This is a genomic window from Streptosporangiales bacterium (assembly GCA_009379825.1).
GTDB lineage: Bacteria > Actinomycetota > Actinomycetes > Streptosporangiales > WHST01 > WHST01.
Genome location: WHTA01000034.1, coordinates 1 through 16,632 on the forward strand (window position 1 = coordinate 1; position 16,632 = coordinate 16,632).

13 protein-coding genes and 1 tRNA gene are annotated in these 16,632 nt (G+C 68.6%); 5 read left to right on the forward strand and 9 right to left on the reverse strand.

Annotated elements, in window-relative coordinates; all coding sequences use genetic code 11:
- The first annotated feature begins 193 nt into the window (after positions 1-193).
- From GEV07_16950 to GEV07_16965, 4 genes are all read left to right on the forward strand, one after another.
- Complete coding sequence (locus tag GEV07_16950) at positions 194-502, forward strand: hypothetical protein (protein MQA04331.1); 309 nt, start codon at positions 194-196, stop codon at positions 500-502.
- Between the two features lie 155 nt (positions 503-657).
- Positions 658-2,538 carry an AAA family ATPase gene (locus tag GEV07_16955; GenBank protein ID MQA04332.1) on the forward strand — a complete coding sequence of 627 codons (1,881 nt, stop codon included), beginning with the start codon at positions 658-660 and terminating at the stop codon, positions 2,536-2,538.
- A gap of 433 nt (positions 2,539-2,971) precedes the next feature.
- Entirely contained in the window at positions 2,972-3,250 is a 279-nt protein-coding gene (locus GEV07_16960; GenBank protein ID MQA04333.1) for a helix-turn-helix domain-containing protein, read from the forward strand.
- Position 3,251: 1 nt separating this feature from the next.
- Positions 3,252-4,493: a tyrosine-type recombinase/integrase gene (locus GEV07_16965; GenBank protein ID MQA04334.1), complete on the forward strand. Its 1,242-nt coding sequence runs from the start codon at positions 3,252-3,254 to the stop codon at positions 4,491-4,493.
- Positions 4,494-4,535: 42 nt separating this feature from the next.
- Here the strand turns inward: GEV07_16965 and GEV07_16970 are convergent.
- The 9 genes from GEV07_16970 to dnaA form a co-directional block, all read right to left on the reverse strand.
- Positions 4,536-4,610 (reverse strand) — tRNA-Ile (locus GEV07_16970).
- 100 nt (positions 4,611-4,710) lie between these two features.
- Positions 4,711-5,313 carry a DUF3566 domain-containing protein gene (locus tag GEV07_16975; protein ID MQA04335.1) on the reverse strand — a complete coding sequence of 201 codons (603 nt, stop codon included), beginning with the start codon at positions 5,311-5,313 and terminating at the stop codon, positions 4,711-4,713.
- Positions 5,310-7,742, reverse strand: coding sequence for a DNA gyrase subunit A (gene gyrA / locus GEV07_16980; GenBank protein ID MQA04336.1), 2,433 nt, complete (start codon positions 7,740-7,742; stop codon positions 5,310-5,312). Before gyrA ends, GEV07_16975 begins: the two co-directional genes overlap by 4 nt.
- Before the next feature lie 136 nt (positions 7,743-7,878).
- Positions 7,879-9,843, reverse strand: a complete 1,965-nt coding sequence (gyrB, locus tag GEV07_16985) for a DNA topoisomerase (ATP-hydrolyzing) subunit B (protein MQA04337.1) — start codon at positions 9,841-9,843, stop codon at positions 7,879-7,881.
- 377 nt (positions 9,844-10,220) lie between these two features.
- Positions 10,221-10,727 carry a DUF721 domain-containing protein gene (locus GEV07_16990; protein MQA04338.1) on the reverse strand — a complete coding sequence of 169 codons (507 nt, stop codon included), beginning with the start codon at positions 10,725-10,727 and terminating at the stop codon, positions 10,221-10,223.
- A complete protein-coding gene (recF, locus tag GEV07_16995; GenBank protein MQA04339.1) occupies positions 10,717-11,844 on the reverse strand; it encodes a DNA replication/repair protein RecF in 1,128 nt (375 codons plus the stop codon). The genes GEV07_16990 and recF overlap by 11 nt, the downstream gene beginning before the upstream one ends.
- A 6-nt stretch (positions 11,845-11,850) precedes the next feature.
- Positions 11,851-12,741 carry a decarboxylating 6-phosphogluconate dehydrogenase gene (gnd, locus tag GEV07_17000; GenBank protein MQA04340.1) on the reverse strand — a complete coding sequence of 297 codons (891 nt, stop codon included), beginning with the start codon at positions 12,739-12,741 and terminating at the stop codon, positions 11,851-11,853.
- 36 nt (positions 12,742-12,777) lie between these two features.
- A complete protein-coding gene (locus GEV07_17005; GenBank protein ID MQA04341.1) occupies positions 12,778-13,911 on the reverse strand; it encodes a DNA polymerase III subunit beta in 1,134 nt (377 codons plus the stop codon).
- 442 nt (positions 13,912-14,353) lie between these two features.
- Positions 14,354-15,907: a chromosomal replication initiator protein DnaA gene (gene dnaA, locus GEV07_17010; protein MQA04342.1), complete on the reverse strand. Its 1,554-nt coding sequence runs from the start codon at positions 15,905-15,907 to the stop codon at positions 14,354-14,356.
- A 561-nt stretch (positions 15,908-16,468) separates the two neighbouring features.
- Between dnaA and rpmH the strand changes: the two genes are divergently transcribed.
- Entirely contained in the window at positions 16,469-16,606 is a 138-nt protein-coding gene (rpmH, locus tag GEV07_17015; GenBank protein ID MQA04343.1) for a 50S ribosomal protein L34, read from the forward strand.
- Positions 16,607-16,632: the final 26 nt, after the last annotated feature.

Here is a 16,632-nt window from a genome sequence, read left to right on the forward strand (position 1 = left end):
AGTGGTGCGCACCAGTTGGTCGCAAGAGAAGGCCCCGACGGGCTGCCACCCGCCGAGGCCAGATGCGAAAGCCAGCTCCCCTGCGAGAGGAACAGCCATGCGTAGCCAGCCTACGGCGCGTGTAACCCTGAACGACAGTCCTGTCCCGGTCGCACCTGGATGGGCTGACCACATCGGCGATCGAGGGCCGGTCGTGGTCGACGTGAGCATGCAGGTTGGCCTCGATGCCGACGACGTCGCTGCCGCCCTGTGGATTCACCTGGACAGCTGCCCAATCAGTGACGTGGCCTTCGAGGACCCCTACACCTGGGAAATGATCGCCGACGTCCTCGTCAACAACGGTCTTGGTTCCACGATGACGGCGGCACGGGAAGCTACCGCTTACCCGGCCGGCTCTGAGAACCCGGCACTTGCGGCATGGTGCAAGCAGCGCGCCACCGAGCTGCTCACCCACCGCATCACCGGCGGCGTCGACGCTCCGGTCCTGGCGGTGGCACGGTGAGCGCCGCCAAGACCTCGCTCACTGCCCACGTGAGCCTCAACGGAGCATCGCACACGGTTCGGCCAGGACTGGCCGACGCCATCGGCCAGCGCGGCCCTGCCGCGTTCACCATGAGCATGCACGTCGAGCTGGACGCCGCCGACGTCACGGCGGTCATGCTCGTTCACCTGGACAGCTACTGCGGTACCGTCGCCGACCTGTCGAGTGACGCAGCCGCGCTCCGCATTGTCGCTACTCGTCTTGCGGACCACGGTCTGGGCACCGAGGTGCTGGAGTACCGCGACGCGATCCACCTCAAGGCCGCACCAGCATGCGAACCGCAGTGCGCCAGCCTGCCCGGCGACCGGCACGACGACGAGTGCCTGGTCCCGTGGTGCCTGACGCGGGCACAACGACTGCTCGCCACTGTGGACGGTCCCCGCGCGGAGGTCTCCGATCCTGCGGACCAGGACCGGACCGCGGACCGGGACCGGCCAATTCTGCGGTGGCCCTGTGACCGCCGGGGACCGGACCCCACCCACCAGGACCCTGCCCGTGGGGACCAGGGTCCGGCTGCGGTCCAACGTGCTCGATGCCGCTGTCATCGTCGCCACCCACGACCGGTGCCCACGTGCGGGTTGCCCGATGCGTGCGTACACGGTCAAGCGGGAGCCGGGCAGCTTCCCGCACTGGCGGACCGACGAGGGACTGTGGCACGCCTCCGACACGGTGGTGGTGGTCCCGTGATCGACCCGACCTGCTACGGACCACCCGATCCGGTCCCCATCGAGGGACCCGACGGACCGGTTGCGTTGGACCGCGAGGACCAGTGGTCCGGTGAACCGGTCGCACCGGAACCAGGACCAACCGCCAGGAGACTCGTGCTCACCCAGGCGTCGTCGATTCCACCACGACCGGTCCGCTGGCTGTGGACCGGACGCATCCCGACCGGGCTCATCACGCTGGTTCCGGGCCGCGAGGGCATCGGCAAGTCGCTGTTCATGTCCTGGCTGACCGCATGCATCACCACCGGCACACTGCCTGGCGCCAGCCAAGGAACACCACGTCCAGTGATCTACGCGGCCACCGAGGACTCCTGGGCACACACGATCGTCCCGCGACTACATGCCGCCGGCGCCGACCTCGACCGGGTCTACCGCGTCCAGGTCACCGAAGGCACCAGCACGCACCAACTCACCCTGCCGCACGACTGTGCCGACCTGGCCGACCAGATCAACGACCTCGACGTCGCATTGCTTGCCGCCGACCCGCTGCTGTCGCTGATCGCCGCCGAAATCAATACCCACCACGACCGCGATCTGCGTACCGCTCTAGAGCCGTTGGCGCAGCTAGCAGACACAACCAGCTGTGCCGTCGTCGGCCTGGCGCACTTCAACAAATCCACGACGACCACCGACGTGCTGAACCTGATCACCGGCTCCCGCGCGTTCAGCTCCCTGACCCGCGTCGTGCTGGCGATCGCCCGTGACCCCGGCGCCGATGATGACTCGTGCGTCCTGTCGCTGGAGAAGAACAACGTGGGACGCAAGGACCTACCGTCGCTGCGATACGTCATCGACAGCGTCGACATCACCACACCCGAAGGTCCCGCCGAGGTCGGCAAGCTCCGGTTCATAGGGGAGACCGACCGCACCGTCAGCGACATCCTCAACGCCGGCAACCAGCCCAAAACGCACGGCGACAACGACCGAGTCGGCCAGTGGCTGCACGACCAGCTGACCGCACTCGGCGGACAGGCACCGACTGCGCAGCTGCTCGAACTTGCTGCCGAGAACGGGATCGCAGAGCGCACGTTGCGGAGGGCACGGGAGCGGATCGGCGTGATCGCCACACGCTCCGGGTTCGGCACAGGCTCGGTCTGGCAACTCGCCGAAGATCGCGCTCCGTCTGCCTCCACGCAACCCGGCCACGTTCCGGCCAACTCCGGCCAGGACACAAACGCTGGCCGGAATGGCCGGAATGGCCGCAACGACACCGCCACCGACCACACGCCGTCACTGCACGTCGTCAAGAACCCCGCCGGAGACGCCTCATGACCAGCCCTGCCACCATCGCCCAAGACGACCAGTACAAGGCCGCCTGCCGCGACGCTCTCGGCGTCCTCCACGCCCTGGCGTGCGCCCAGAAGATCCCGGTCCACCACGGCGCCACCGATTGGCTCAGAGAACACCTCCGAGCCCTTGAGGGCGCCATCAGGGCCGGCACAGCCCGACCTTGCCCACACCTACGGCCAGCACCGCGAGTCATCCACGCTGCGGTCTGGGCACCCGGCCGCCTGACGTGCGGTCAGTGTGCCCATGAGCTGACCCCAGACGCCATCGAGGACGCCACCTGCGACCGGTGCCGCCGCTACGTCACCCGCATCCATCCCTGCATGGTCGCAGCCGGCCCAGTGCTGTTCAGCTACGGGCTGTGCCGCGCCTGCCACGCCGTCACGATGCCGCACCGCGTTCGAGAGGACCGCCACTCATGACGAACGTCCTGCCCTTCACTGCCCGCCAGAACGGCGACGACGGCGCCGAGCATGCAGAGCTGGCGGCCGTCCTGCGGATGACGAACTCCCCCGCCGTCTTCACCGTCCACGAGGTCGCCCACCTGCTCTCGCTCTCCCCCGGGAGCACCTACCAGCTGTGCCGAAGCGGCGAGATACCCGCGCTGAAGCTCGGCAACCGGTGGGTCATCCCCAAGCGCAGGTTCCACGCCTGGCTGGACAACCTGCCCACCGCTGACCCGGACGAGGAGGTCTGACATGGGCTGGGAGATGCGCACACCAGCCGGAACCTGGCGCGCGAACTGGCGCGACCCGTCGGGCCGCCAGCGCTCCAAGACGTTCGCCACGCGGCGGGCTGCCCGGGAGCACGTCGCAGCCATGGAGTCCGCCAAGAGCCAGGGTGGCTATGTCGACCCCGCCGCCGGCAAGCGACGGTTCGGGCCGTACGCGCGAGCGTGGCTGACTGGGCAGAGTCACGAGAGCACGACGCTGGCGCGGGACCGCTCGATCCTGGAACACCACATCATCGAGCGGTGGGGTAGGTGGCCGATCGGCGCTGTCACGTTCTCGGGGTTGCAGAGCTGGACCACCGAGCTCGGGAGGAGTCTCGCCCCGGCGACCGTGGCTCAGTGCCACCGGATTACCCGAGCGGTCCTCGCGGCAGCGGTGCGGGACCGACTGATCACGCACAACCCGGCCGACGGAATCAAGCTGCCGCGAGCCCGCAAGCGAGACATCGACTTCCGGGTCATCAGTCGCGAGGACCTGCTGACGAAGCTTCTGCCGGCCGTGCCGGAGCGCTACCGGATCCTGCCGTCGCTCGCGGCTGGCGCCGGACTGCGGTGGGGTGAGTGCCTGGGGCTCCAGTGGCGGTCGGTCAACCTGGACTCGGAAACGCTGGACGTAGGCCGCGTCCTCGTCGAGGTCGCAGGACGGGTCACGGAGAAGCCGTACCCGAAGACTGCCGCTGGTCGGCGGACGGTGCCGCTCGCGCCGTTCCTGTCGTGTTTGCTCCGCGACCTGGCCAAGTCAGCCGACCCCGCCCCGTCCGACCCGGTCGCCGTAGGCCCAGCCGGCGGCAACCTGCTACGGGGTAACTTCCGCCGCCGGATCTGGATACCGGCTCTTGTGGACGCAGGCCTGCTGCCGGGTCTCTCGCTCGCCACCGAAGACGGTCAGCTCGTGGCCACCTGGCCTGACGAGGCCGGACGTCCGTGCCGCCGGGCGTACCGCACACGGCGGGCGGCGTACTCAGCGCTCGGGACGCACCTACCGCCGGGTGCCCTGCGGTTCCACGACCTCAGGCACTCCTACGCGACCTGGCTCGTGTCCGCCGGCGTGCCCATCAACGACATCGCAGCCATCCTCGGACACGCCAAACCGACGACGACGCTCAGCATCTACGTGCACCGCTCCGACGACCGATTTCAGCGGGTCCGAGAGGCGCTTGCTGACTTTTCGCTGACTTTCGACGACGACGAGGGCGACGAAGGTGAGTGATGGAGAGCCTCGTTGTGGCTCTCACCTGCGGAAACGTGGGGGTGGGGCTACCTGGACTTGAACCAGGGACCTCTTCCTTATCAGGGAAGCGCTCTAACCGGACTGAGCTATAGCCCCGAGGACCTGCGAACCGGCCCGTGGTGGTGCGGCCGTGGTCAGCGAGCTTACCGCACCCGGTGGCGGCGAGGCGGGACGGGCCCCGTTGGATCGGCCGGGGTTACTCCGCCTCGGAGAGGGTGACCTCGATGCCGCCGACCAGGCTGGTGACGAGGTTGTAGACGAAGCCGCCGAGGGTCGCGAGGGCGGTGATGAGCACGACGTTGACCGCGCCGAGTACGGCGGTCCAGCCGAGGATGGTCTTCGCCGAGAGCCAGGTGGCGACGTCCCAGGTGTCGTTGCCGCCGGCGAGGTCCCTGGCGGTGCTGATCAGCGAGTCGAAAACGCCCATCGCGGACAGCACCGAGTAGAGCACGGCGACGGCGACGAACAGCACCACGAACAGGACGAGCGAGACGACGAAGCTGAACTTCATCACCGACCACGGGTCGATCCTGCTCAGCAGCAGGTGGGCCCGCCGGGGCGCCCGGGAACGGCCGCCGCCGATACGCGGCTGGGTCCCCGTCGTCCTGGTGGGGATCAGCTTGCCCTGCGAACCTGTCTGCGGACCAGACGACTGTTGCGCACCGCCCGACTGTCCAGTCTGGCCGCCTTGCTGGCCGGACTGTTCCTGCGTCGGACGCGCGGCACCCTGCTGCGCGGAACGTCCCTGCGTGCCGGTCGCCGTGGTGCCACGCGTGGCGAAGCGCTTCAAGTCGCTCACGCGTCCCCCTCTCCGGGTTCGTCGACCACCGCCTCGGCGTTCCTGGCGATGCCAACGACCTCGTCGCCATCAGCCAGATTGATGAGACGTACCCCCATGGTGTCACGACCCAACGGGCGGAGTTCACCCTCCGTCACCCGGGTGCGAATCACCCCTCCGGCTGCCGTGATCGCATAGAGCTCGTCGCCCTCCTCCACGATCAAGGCACCGACCAGTGAACCACGTTCGTCCGTCGTCCGCATAGCTTTGATGCCGAGCCCACCGCGGCCCTTCACCGTCCACTCGTCGACGGGGGTGCGCTTGGCGTAACCGGCGGACGTCGCGGTGAACACGTACGAGTCCTGCCGCACGACCTCGAGCGCGAGCAGCTCGTCGCCGTCCCTGAACCGCATGCCGATGACGCCGCTGGTCGCCCGGCCCATCGGCCGCAGCGCCTCGTCGGACGCGTGGAACCGGATCGACATGCCGTCCCTGGAGACCAGCAGCACGTCGTCTTCCGGCCCGATCAGGCGGGCGCCGATCAGCTCGTCGCCGTCGCGCAGGTTGACCGCGATCAGGCCGCCGGTGCGCGGCGAGTCGTAGTCGGTGAGCTTGGTCTTCTTCACCAGCCCGCGCTTTGTCGCGACGACGAGGTACGGAGCTTGCTCGTAGTCGGTCAGCGCGAGCACGCCAGCGATGTGCTCGTCGGGCTGGAACGCGAGCATGTTCGCCACGTGCTGGCCGCGCGCGTCGCGTACCGCCTCAGGCAGTTCGTACGCCTTCAGCCGGTAGACCCGGCCCATGTTGGTGAAGAAGAGCAGCCAGTGGTGGGTGTTGGTCACGAAGAAGTGGTTGACGATGTCGTCCTGCTTCAGCGCGGCCCCACGTACGCCGCGCCCACCGCGTCGCTGCTCCCGGTAGAGGTCCGACTTGGTGCGCTTCGCGTACCCGCCATGGGTGATGGTGACGACGACGTCCTCGCGCGGGATGAGGTCCTCGGCCGTCATGTCGCCCTCGTGCGGGACGATCTGCGTACGGCGCTCGTCGCCGTACTTGTCCACGATCTCCGCGAGCTCCTCGCTGACGATCTCCCGCTGCCGCTGCGGCGACGCGAGGATCGCGTTCAGCTCGGCAATCTCGGCGACCAGCGCGTCGTGCTCGTCCTGCAGCTCCTGGCGTTCCAGCGCGGCCAGCTTGCGCAGCTGCATGTCGAGGATCGCCCGCGACTGCACCTCGTCGATCTCAAGGAACTCCATCAGCGCGGTCTGCGCGACCGCGGCCGACTCGCTCGACCGGATCAGGTTGATGACCTCGTCGATGCGGTCGATCGCCTTGAGCAGCGCCCGCACGATGTGCAGCCGCTCCTCCCGCTTGCGCAACCGGTACCTTGTGCGCCGGACGATCACGTCGATCTGGTGGTCGACCCAGTTCCTGACGAACCCGTCGAGCGAGAGCGTGCGCGGCACGCCGTCGACGAGCGCGAGCATGTTCGCGCCGAAGTTGTCCTGCAGCTGCGTGTGCTTGTAGAGGTTGTTGAGCACGACCTTCGCTACGGCGTCGCGCTTCAGCACCACGACGAGCCGCTGCCCCGCGCGGGCGCTGGACTCGTCCCTGATGTCGGCGATGCCTTGCACCCGGCCGGTGCTGGCGAGGTCCGCGATCTTCTGCGCGAGGTTGTCCGGGTTCACCATGTACGGCAGCTCGGTCACGACGAGGACAGTGCGGCCCCTGTTGTCCTCGTCCACCTCGACGACCGCGCGCATGGTGATCGAACCGCGGCCGGTGCGGTACGCCTGCTCGATGCTGTCCTTGCCGACGATCAGCGCGCCGGTCGGGAAGTCCGGGCCCTTGATCCGCTCCAGCAGCGCTTCGAGCAGTTCCTCGTTGGTGGCGTCCGGGTTCTCCAGGAACCACTGCACGCCGGCGGTGACCTCACGCAGGTTGTGCGGCGGGATACTCGTCGCCATACCGACGGCGATGCCGGAAGCCCCGTTGACCAACAGGTTCGGGAACCGCGCCGGCAACACGTCCGGTTCCTTGGTCTTGCCGTCGTAGTTGTCGGAGAAGTCGACGGTCTCCTCGTCGATGGAGCGGACCATCTCCATCGCCAGCGGTGCCATCCGGCACTCGGTGTACCGCATGGCCGCGGCGGGGTCGTTGCCGCGGGAGCCGAAGTTGCCCTGGCCGTCGACCAGCGGGTACCGCATCGACCACGGCTGCGCCAGCCGGACGAGAGCGTCGTAGATCGCGCTGTCACCGTGCGGGTGGTAGTGGCCCATCACATCGCCGACGACGCGAGAACACTTGCTGTGACTGCGATCCGGGCGATAACCGCCGTCGTACATCGCGTACAGCACGCGCCGGTGCACGGGCTTGAGTCCGTCGCGCACGTCCGGTAGCGCGCGGGACACGATGACGCTCATCGCGTAGTCCAGGTACGAGCGCTGCATCTCGACCTGGAGGTCGACGGGTTCGATCGAGTCCCTGCTGGGCACCGTGGCGTCTTCGGTCACGCTGATTCCCTCCGTGATACGCAGCCACTCACCGGCGTACGTACATCGCTATCGCTCGACTGCCACATGTCCATCAGATGTCGAGAAAACGTACGTCCTTGGCGTTGCGCTGGATGAACTTGCGACGGCTCTCGACGTCTTCGCCCATCAGCACGCTGAAGAGTTCGTCGGCCTGTGCCGCGTCGTCCAGGCTGACCTGAAGCAGTACGCGCTTCTCCGGGTCCATCGTGGTGTCCCACAGCTCGTTGGCGTTCATCTCGCCCAGGCCCTTGTAGCGCTGGATGCCGTCGGCCTTGAGACGCCTGCCTTCCTGCTGGCCGAGCTTCAACAGCCCGTCGCGCTCGCGGTCGGAGTAGACGTAGTCGTCCGCGGCGTTGGTCCACTTGAGGCGGTACAGCGGCGGCTGCGCCAGGTAGACGTAGCCACCCTCGATCAACGGGCGCATGAACCGGAACAGCAGCGTCAGCAGCAGGGTGCGGATGTGCTGCCCGTCGACGTCGGCATCCGCCATCAGGATGATCTTGTGGTAGCGCAGCTTCGCGACGTCGAAGTCCTCGTGGATACCCGTGCCCAACGCGGAGATCATCGCCTGGACTTCTTGGTTCTGCAGCACCTTGTCGATGCGGGCCTTCTCGACGTTCAGGATCTTGCCCCGGATCGGCAGGATCGCCTGCGTCCGAACGTCCCTGCCACCCTTGCCAGAACCACCCGCGGAGTCGCCCTCGACGACGAACACTTCGCATTCCTCGGGCACGGTGGACTGGCAGTCGGCCAGCTTGCCCGGCAGGCCGCCGGCGGAGAGCAGACCCTTACGGTTGCGGGCCAGGTCGCGCGCCTTGCGTGCGGCGATACGTGCGGTGGCCGCGGCGAATCCCTTGCGCGCGATGTCCTTGCCCTCGGTGGGGTTCTTGTCCAACCAGGCGCCGAGCATCTCGCCGACCGCGGTCTGGACGAACGTCTTCGCCTCGGTGTTGCCGAGCTTGGTCTTCGTCTGACCCTCGAACTGCGGCTCCCGCAGCTTCACGGAGATGATGGCCGTGAGGCCCTCACGGACGTCGTCACCGGTGAGGTTCGGGTCCTTCTCCTTCAGCAGGCTCCACTGGCGCGCGTACCGGTTGATCAGAGAAGTGAGCGCTGCGCGGAAGCCTTCCTCGTGGGTGCCACCCTCGACGGTGTTGATGGTGTTCGCGAACGTGTACACGCTCTCCGCGAAGGTGGTGTTCCACTGCATGGCGACCTCGAGCGAGATGCCTCGCTCGAGGTCCTCCGCCGTCCACGAGATCACCGAGCTGTGCACCGGGTCCTTCGTCGCGTTGAGGTGCCGGACGAAGTCGACGATGCCTTCCTCGTAGTGGTACGACACCTCGCGCGGCTTGGCCGGCTCGCCGGAGCTCTCCGCCTCCGTGACGTCCTCGGCGCCCGGGCGTTCGTCGCGCAGGCTGATGCGCAGCCCCTTGTTCAGGAACGCCATCTCCTGCAGCCGCCTGGCCAGGACCTCGAAGACGTAGGTCGTGGTCTCGAACATCTCCGTGTCGGCCCAGAACGTCGTCGTGGTGCCGGTGCGGTCGGACTCGCCGTCGGCGGTCACCGGGCCGGTCGGCTCACCCCGTTCGTACGACTGCCGCCAGATCTTGCCGTCGCGGTGTACCTCGACGTCGACCCGGCTCGACAGCGCGTTCACGACGGACACACCGACGCCGTGCAACCCACCGGAGACCGCATACCCGTCGCCGCCGAACTTCCCGCCGGCGTGCAACGTAGTCATGATGACCTCGAGCGCCGGCCGTTTCTCTACGGGATGTTCGTCCACGGGGATGCCGCGACCGTCGTCGACGACGCGGAGTCCGCCGTCGGCAAGCAGCGTGACCTGGATGATGGTGCAATAACCGGCAAGTGCCTCGTCGACCGAGTTGTCCACGACCTCGTTCATCAGGTGATGCAGGCCGCGCTCCCCGGTGGAGCCGATGTACATGCCGGGCCGCTTGCGTACCGCCTCGAGACCCTCGAGAACGGTGATCGACGTTGCGTCGTAGGACACGGGTCGCTAGTCCCTCCTTGCCAGTGCCGCACCAGCGGCATGGCACTGCCACGACCGCACTCCGCGCCAGGCAGCGTGAGCAGGCCCACGCCGACGGGAGTGGCCGCGCCGAAGACGGCGCGAGTGCCCCGAACTACTCAGGACCGTGCTGCCCCCAGGGTCTTGTACCGAGCAGATTCAGGGCTAACGGGCGGCCAGCCGGCCCCCCGTCTCGATGCTGCCCCCATCCTACCCGTACGCCAGTTCTAGAAGGGTCACCAGAGGTCCATAGAGGCCGCTGTCGGCCTTTCGTGCGGGAGTCGCGGGACGGGGGACGCGGCCGACCCCCGCTCGACCGCGAGAGCAGCCTTACCGCGGCGACGCTCAGGCACCACCGATCAGCCGTACGTGTCCCTCGGCCCGCGCCCGCGGACGTGCCTGGGACCGTGTCGCCAGCTCGGGGCCGTCGGGCCGGTAATCCGGACATCTTGGACAATGTTCGGGCCCAGCTCCTCCGCCAGCCGCTCCAACAGCCGCGGCGCGAGCGCCCGCAGGTGCGTGGCCCAGACGGTGGAGTCCGCCGTGACGTGCAGCTTGCCCTCGTCGTAGCTGCGCGGCCGGCAGTGCTCGGCCAGCTGGGCACCGACCAGCTCCGGCCAGCGCGCGAACAAGGACGCGATGGTGACCCGCTGGTTCCAGCCGCGCTGGGCCAGCAGGTCGCCGATCGTCGCACCGACCAGCTCGGGGTCGCCCGGACGGGCCTTGGCCGGTGCCTGGCCACGGTCGCGAGACCCGCCGGCCGAACCCGGCCGCGCACCGCGGCGCTGGGCGGCCTCCTTCACCCGCACCAGGGCCTCCCTGGCGAGCTGCTCGGGCCCCGGCTCCGCGCTCACGTCATCGGACACGGGTGACCTCCCCGTCTGCGACGTCGAACCTGGCGCCGGTCAGCACCTCGGGGACGTCCGCCGGCACCGCCGCCGTGACCAGCACCTGGTCTGCCCTGGCGGTGAGCTCGGCGAGCCGGTGCCTGCGGTCGGTGTCCAGCTCGGCGAACACGTCGTCGAGGATCAGCACCGGGTCGCTGTCGAGCTCGCTGCGGAGCAGGTCGTACGCGCCCAGCCGGAGCGCGAGCGCGAACGACCAGGACTCGCCGTGGCTGGCGTACCCCCGTGCCGCAAGCTCGCCGAGCTGCAGTTCCAGCTCGTCGCGGTGCGGGCCGACGAGGCTCACGCCGCGGTCCAGCTCGTCCTTGCGCCGCGCCGCGATGCTCGCCGCCATCGCGGCGGCGAGCACGCTGGCATCCGGCTCGGCGGGCAGCCCCTCGACGGACGAGCGGTAGATCAGCTCCGCCGGGCCGCCGCCGCTCGCGATCGCCGCGTACGCCTTGCGCACGTGCGGCCGGAGCGCATCGATCAGCTGCAGCCGACCAGCGAGCAGCTCGGCGCCGGTGCGCGCCAGGTGGCCGTCCCACACGTCGAGCGTGGACAGCTGCGGCGCACGGCGGGCACCGGTGGCGGCCGCGGACTTCAACAACGCGTTGCGTTGCTTCAGCACGCGGTCGTAGTCGGCGCGCACGCCCGCGTAGCCAGGGCGCCGTGCTATGAGCAGCTCGTCGAGGAACCTGCGGCGCTCACCGGGATCGCCGCGGACCAGCGTCAGGTCCTCGGGGGCGAACAGGACGGTACGGAGGATGCCGAGCACCTCCTTCGCCCGCGGCACCGCACCCCGGTTGATCCGTGCCCGGTTCGCCTTGCCCGGGTTCACCTCGAGCTCGACCAGCGTGCGGCGGCCGTGCTGGTCCACGGCCGCACGGATGATCGCACGGTCCGTGCCCGACCGCACCAGCGGCGCGTCGGTCGCGACCCGGTGGCTGCCGAGCGTCGCCACGTAACCGACCGCCTCGACCAGGTTGGTCTTACCCTGCCCGTTCGGGCCGACGAAGGCCGTCACGCCAGGCTCGAGCGGCACCTCGGCGCCGGCGTACGAACGGAAGTCGGTGAGCGACAGGTGCGCGACGTGCACGGCAGCTCAATCCGTGCCGTCGGCTCGGCGGACCGAGTGCCCGCCGAACTGGTTGCGCATCGCCGCAACCGCTTTCATGGCAACGGATTCCTGCTGCCTGGACGCGAACCGTGCGAACAGCGCGGCGGAGATGGTGGAGATCGGCACGGCGTTGTCGATCGCCGCCTCCACCGTCCAGCGGCCCTCGCCGGAGTCTTCTGCGTAGTCCTCGATCTTCGTCAGCCCGGGGGCGTCGTCGAAGGAACGGGCCAGCAGGTCGAGCAGCCAGGACCGGATCACCGTGCCGTCGCGCCAGCTGCGTACGCACTCGTCCGGGTCGGTGACGATGTCGGCCGCGGTGAGCAGCTCGTACCCCTCGGCGAGCGCCTGCATCATGCCGTACTCGATGCCGTTGTGGACCATCTTCGCGAAGTGTCCGGCACCGACCGGCCCGGCGTGCACGAAACCGGCGTCGTCGCCTGGCGGGGTGAGCGCGTCGAAGATGGGCCGCAGGCGCGCGATGTCGTCGTCGGTGCCGCCGCACATCAGGGCGTAGCCGTTCTCCAGCCCCCAGACACCGCCGGATACACCGCAGTCGACGAACCCGATGCCGCCTTCGTCGAGCGCCGCGGCGGTGCCGGCGTCGTCGGACCAGCGCGAGTTGCCGCCGTCGACGACCAGGTCGCCCGGCTCGAGCAGCTCACCGAGCTCGGCGACCGTCACGGGCACGAACTTCACCGGCACCATCACCCAGACCGCGCGGGGTGGCGACAGCGCCTGCACCAGCTCCGCCAACGACGCGACATCGCGGTTGCTGTCGGCGTCGACGTCGTAGCCGATCACCGTGTGGCCGGCACGGCGGACGCGTTCGGCCATGTTCGCGCCCATCCGGCCCAGCCCGATCATGCCGAGCTCCATGGCCCCCTCCCGGCGGTCGTCGCGTGCAGTGTCGAGCTACTCGGGCAGCCGCATCGGCATCAGCAGGTAGCGGTAGTCGACCTCGCTGGCCGTCTCGCCTTCCCGCGCGCCCGGGGTGATAACCACCGGCTTCTTCGACGTGGTGAACGACATGATCGCCACCGGCGCGTCGAGCACACCAAGCCCGTCGAGCAGGTAGCCCGGGTTGAACGCGATCTTTACGTCGTCGCCCTCGATCGCGCAGTCGAGGGACTCCGCGGCCTGCGCCTCGTCGCCGCTGCCGGCCTCGAGCAGCAGCTCGCCGCCGCTGAAGCCGAGCCGGATGGCGGAGTTCCGGTCGGCGACGAGCGCGACCCGGCGCAGCGCGTCGACCAGCGCCGCGGTGTCGACCTTGGCCACCGTGGCGGACTCGGACGGCAGCAACGACCGGTATTGCGGGAAGTCACCCTCGATCAACCGGGTGGTGGTGCGACGACGCGACGACTCGAACCCGACCAGGCCCTCCCCGGCGTCGCCCGAGGACAGCGCCATCGAAACCTTGTCGCCTGCGGTCAGCGCCTTCGCCGTGTCGGCGAGCGTCCGCGCGGGAACCAGCGCGGTGGCTTCCGCCCCCGGGCTCTCCGGCTGCCAGGCGATCTCGCGTACGGCGAGCCGGTACCTGTCGGTGGCCGCGAACGTGAGGCTGTCACCGGAGATCTCCAGGCGCACCCCGGTGAGCACCGGCAGCGTGTCGTCGCGGCCGGCGGCGACGGCCACCTGGCCGACGGCGCCGGCGAAGGCCTCGCTGGGGATGACACCGGACGCGGTGGGCATGTCCGGGAGCGCGGGATAGTCCTCGACCGGCAGCGTCAGCAGCCCGAACCGTGCGGAACCGCAGGTCAGGATGACGCGCGAGCCGTCGGTGCCGACCTCTACCGGGCGGCTGGGCAGGCTCTTGGTGATCTCCGCGAGCAACCGGCCGGAGACCAGCGCGCGGCCCGGCTCGTCGACCTCGATGTCGACGGAGACTCGCGCCGACACCTCGTAGTCAAAGCTGGACAGCAGCAGCTGCCCGTTGTCGGCTTCGAGCAGCATGCCGGCGAGCACCGGCACCGGGGGCCGCGCCGGCAGTGTGCGTGCGGTCCATGCCACTGCGTCGGCCAGCGCATCCCGCTCGACCCGGAACTTCACGGTGAACCGCCTCCCGTTCGTGTCACCTGGCGGGCACGGTGACGTAAGCCTTTGGTGCTGATCCTGCCTCGGAGGTCTGTCAGTGCGTTCGTCGGGTCCGACGGACGAGGGTTGTCCCCAGGCAGGGGTGGTGGAAACAAGCGAACATCATTCTGGTCTAGAGGATTGATGTATGCGCAGGGAGTCTTAGGCGTGGTGGAAACTGTGGAAAAGTCGGATCGCCGCAGCTCAGTTCCGACGGGCCCGTGTTGATCCGTTGTGCGCAGCCACCGGGGGTCGCTGGGACGGGCTGCGGACGACGCGTCGCGGCCCACGACCGGTCGACTCGTTCTCCCCAGCCGTCCCCAGCTATCCACAGACATGTCCCCATCGTGTGCACAAGGAAGTCACTTTTTGTGCTCGTCTAACTGCGATAAGTAGCCAAGGTGTCGGTAGCCGTGGGCTACCCGTGCCTGGCCTGCTGTTTGATCCTGTTGGTGAGTTCGGTGACCTGCTCGAAGACGCTGCGCCGCTCGGCCATCAGGGCGCGAACCTTCTTCTCCGCGTGCATCACCGTCGTGTGGTCGCGGCCACCGAAGGCCTGGCCGATCTTCGGCAGCGACAGCTCGGTGAGCTCCCGGCACAGGTACATGGCGATCTGCCGGGCGGTGACCAGCGTCCGGCTCCGCGACGAGCCGCAGATGTCGTCGACCGAGAGGTTGTAGTACGACCCGGTCTGGGCCATGATCGTCGCGATCGTGATCTCCGGACGCGACACGTCGGGGATCAGGTCCTTCAGCACGATCTCCGCCAGCGCCAGGTCGACCTGCTGCCGGTTGAGCTGGGCGAACGCGGTGACCCTGATGAGCGCCCCCTCGAGCTCCCTGATGTTCGTGACGATCCGGCTGGCGATGTACTCGATCACCTCGTCGTTGATGTCGAGCCGCTCGGTGGCCGCCTTCTTCCGCAGGATCGCGATCCTGGTCTCGAGCTCGGGCGGGTGCACGTCGGTCGTGAGGCCCCACTGGAAGCGGTTCTTCAGTCGGTCTTCCAGCGTGACGAGCTGCTGCGGCGGCCGGTCGGAGGAGATCACGATCTGCTTGCTGGCGTTGTGCAGCGTGTTGAACGTGTGGAAGAACTCCTCCTGGGTCTGCTCCTTGCCCTCGAGGAACTGGATGTCGTCGACCAGGAGCACGTCAACCTCGCGGAACCGGCGCCGGAAGCTCTCGCCCCTGCCGTCCCTGATCGAGTTGATGAAGTCGTTGGTGAACTCCTCCGAGCTGACGTACCTGACGCTCGTCTCGCGGTAGAGGCTCAGCGCGTACTGGCCGATGGCGTGCAGCAGGTGCGTCTTGCCGAGACCGGAGCCGCCGTAGATGAACAGCGGGTTGTACGCCCTGGCCGGTGCCTCGGCGACAGCGACGGCGGCGGCGTGCGAGAGCCGGTTGCTCGAGCCGATGACGAAGGTGTCGAACGAGTACTTCGGGTTGAGGTGGCTGGCGTAGAGCTTGGTCGTGTCCGGTTGGACGAAGGACGTCTGGTTTGGCCCGGAATCCTCGGATTCGTCTACTTCGTCATCCGGATCCGGCATCTCGGGCGGAGGTGGCGGGGCGGTGCCGTTCGCCGCCGGCGGCAGTATCGACCCGTCGACCGCGTCCGGTCCGCCGATCGGGTGCTCGCGCGGGGGCTCCACCCCAGCGTCATACGGTGCGTACGCTGCGTCGGCGATCGGCGCAGGTTCCTGCGGGGCCGGCTCGCTGTACGCGACGTCGACCACGATGCGTACCTGCCGGCCGAGCGCGGTGCTCACCGCGTCCGTCACGACCGCACGAAGTCGCTGTTCGAGGACGTTCTTGACGAACTCGTTCGACGCGGCGAGGAGCGCCGTCTCCTCGCCGATGGCAAGCAGGCGGCACTGCCGCAGCCATTCCCGGTGCTGCGGCTGGACGCTCTCGGCCGGGATCTGTTCGAGCGCACGCGTCCACAGCGTGCCCAGATCCTCGCTGGTGTCGGGCACCGTTCCCCCTCCGCTGACGCACCGCCGGCCCGAAGACCGGACCGGCGCGGCTATCCCGCAACGCTGGTCGACTGCCGGTCGCTCGATGCGCCGCGTACTCCCCGCTACGGACGCATACGGGCCTCCGGGTCCACACGTTTGTCCACAGGTTGTGAACGGAGTGTCGCAGCCGCTCTGCGTCACCCGCGCGTGCCCGTATCGAGGCCATCGAACCGCCACGAACGATCCATGATGGCCTAGCCAGAAATCGGGCCATGCACGGGGTTTCGCGCACCACAGGCGGTGACGGCCGGCCACCGTACTGGCGTGGTGGGGGAAGGGTCCGAGCGTCGCACAGTAGTCCGCCTGACGGTGACCAGGCAACCCGTCATCCACAGGCAGCTCATACCTTGGTACAACGGGCCATCCGGGCAATGGACCGGGCCATCGGGGTCAGGCTCCGGTCCCGTACGCTAGATTGGTTACCTAGACGTCTGTCCGGGGCGTGTCGTCCGTGCGTCAGCGCCACTTCCACCTGGCCGGCCGACGTAGCCTTCCTCGACGATTCAGCGGAGTTCTCAAGTGAGCAAGCGTACGTTCCAGCCGAACAACCGGCGCCGGTCCAAGAAGCACGGGTTCCGGCTGCGCATGCGTACCCGCGCCGGCCGGGCCATCCTCGCGGGGCGGCGGCGGAAGAGCCGCAACAAGCTCAGCGCCTAAGCGATCCGCGACGGACTCGAGAAGGC

Coding starts and splice junctions, on each gene's coding strand:
- gnd (MQA04340.1), bottom strand. CDS start 12,741: ATGGAGCTCGGCATGATCGGGCTGGGCCGGATGGGCGCGAACATGGCC.
- GEV07_16960 (MQA04333.1), top strand. CDS start 2,972: ATGACGAACGTCCTGCCCTTCACTGCCCGCCAGAACGGCGACGACGGC.
- GEV07_16965 (MQA04334.1), top strand. CDS start 3,252: ATGGGCTGGGAGATGCGCACACCAGCCGGAACCTGGCGCGCGAACTGG.
- GEV07_16955 (MQA04332.1), top strand. CDS start 658: ATGCTCGTTCACCTGGACAGCTACTGCGGTACCGTCGCCGACCTGTCG.
- gyrA (MQA04336.1), bottom strand. CDS start 7,742: ATGCAGCGCTCGTACCTGGACTACGCGATGAGCGTCATCGTGTCCCGC.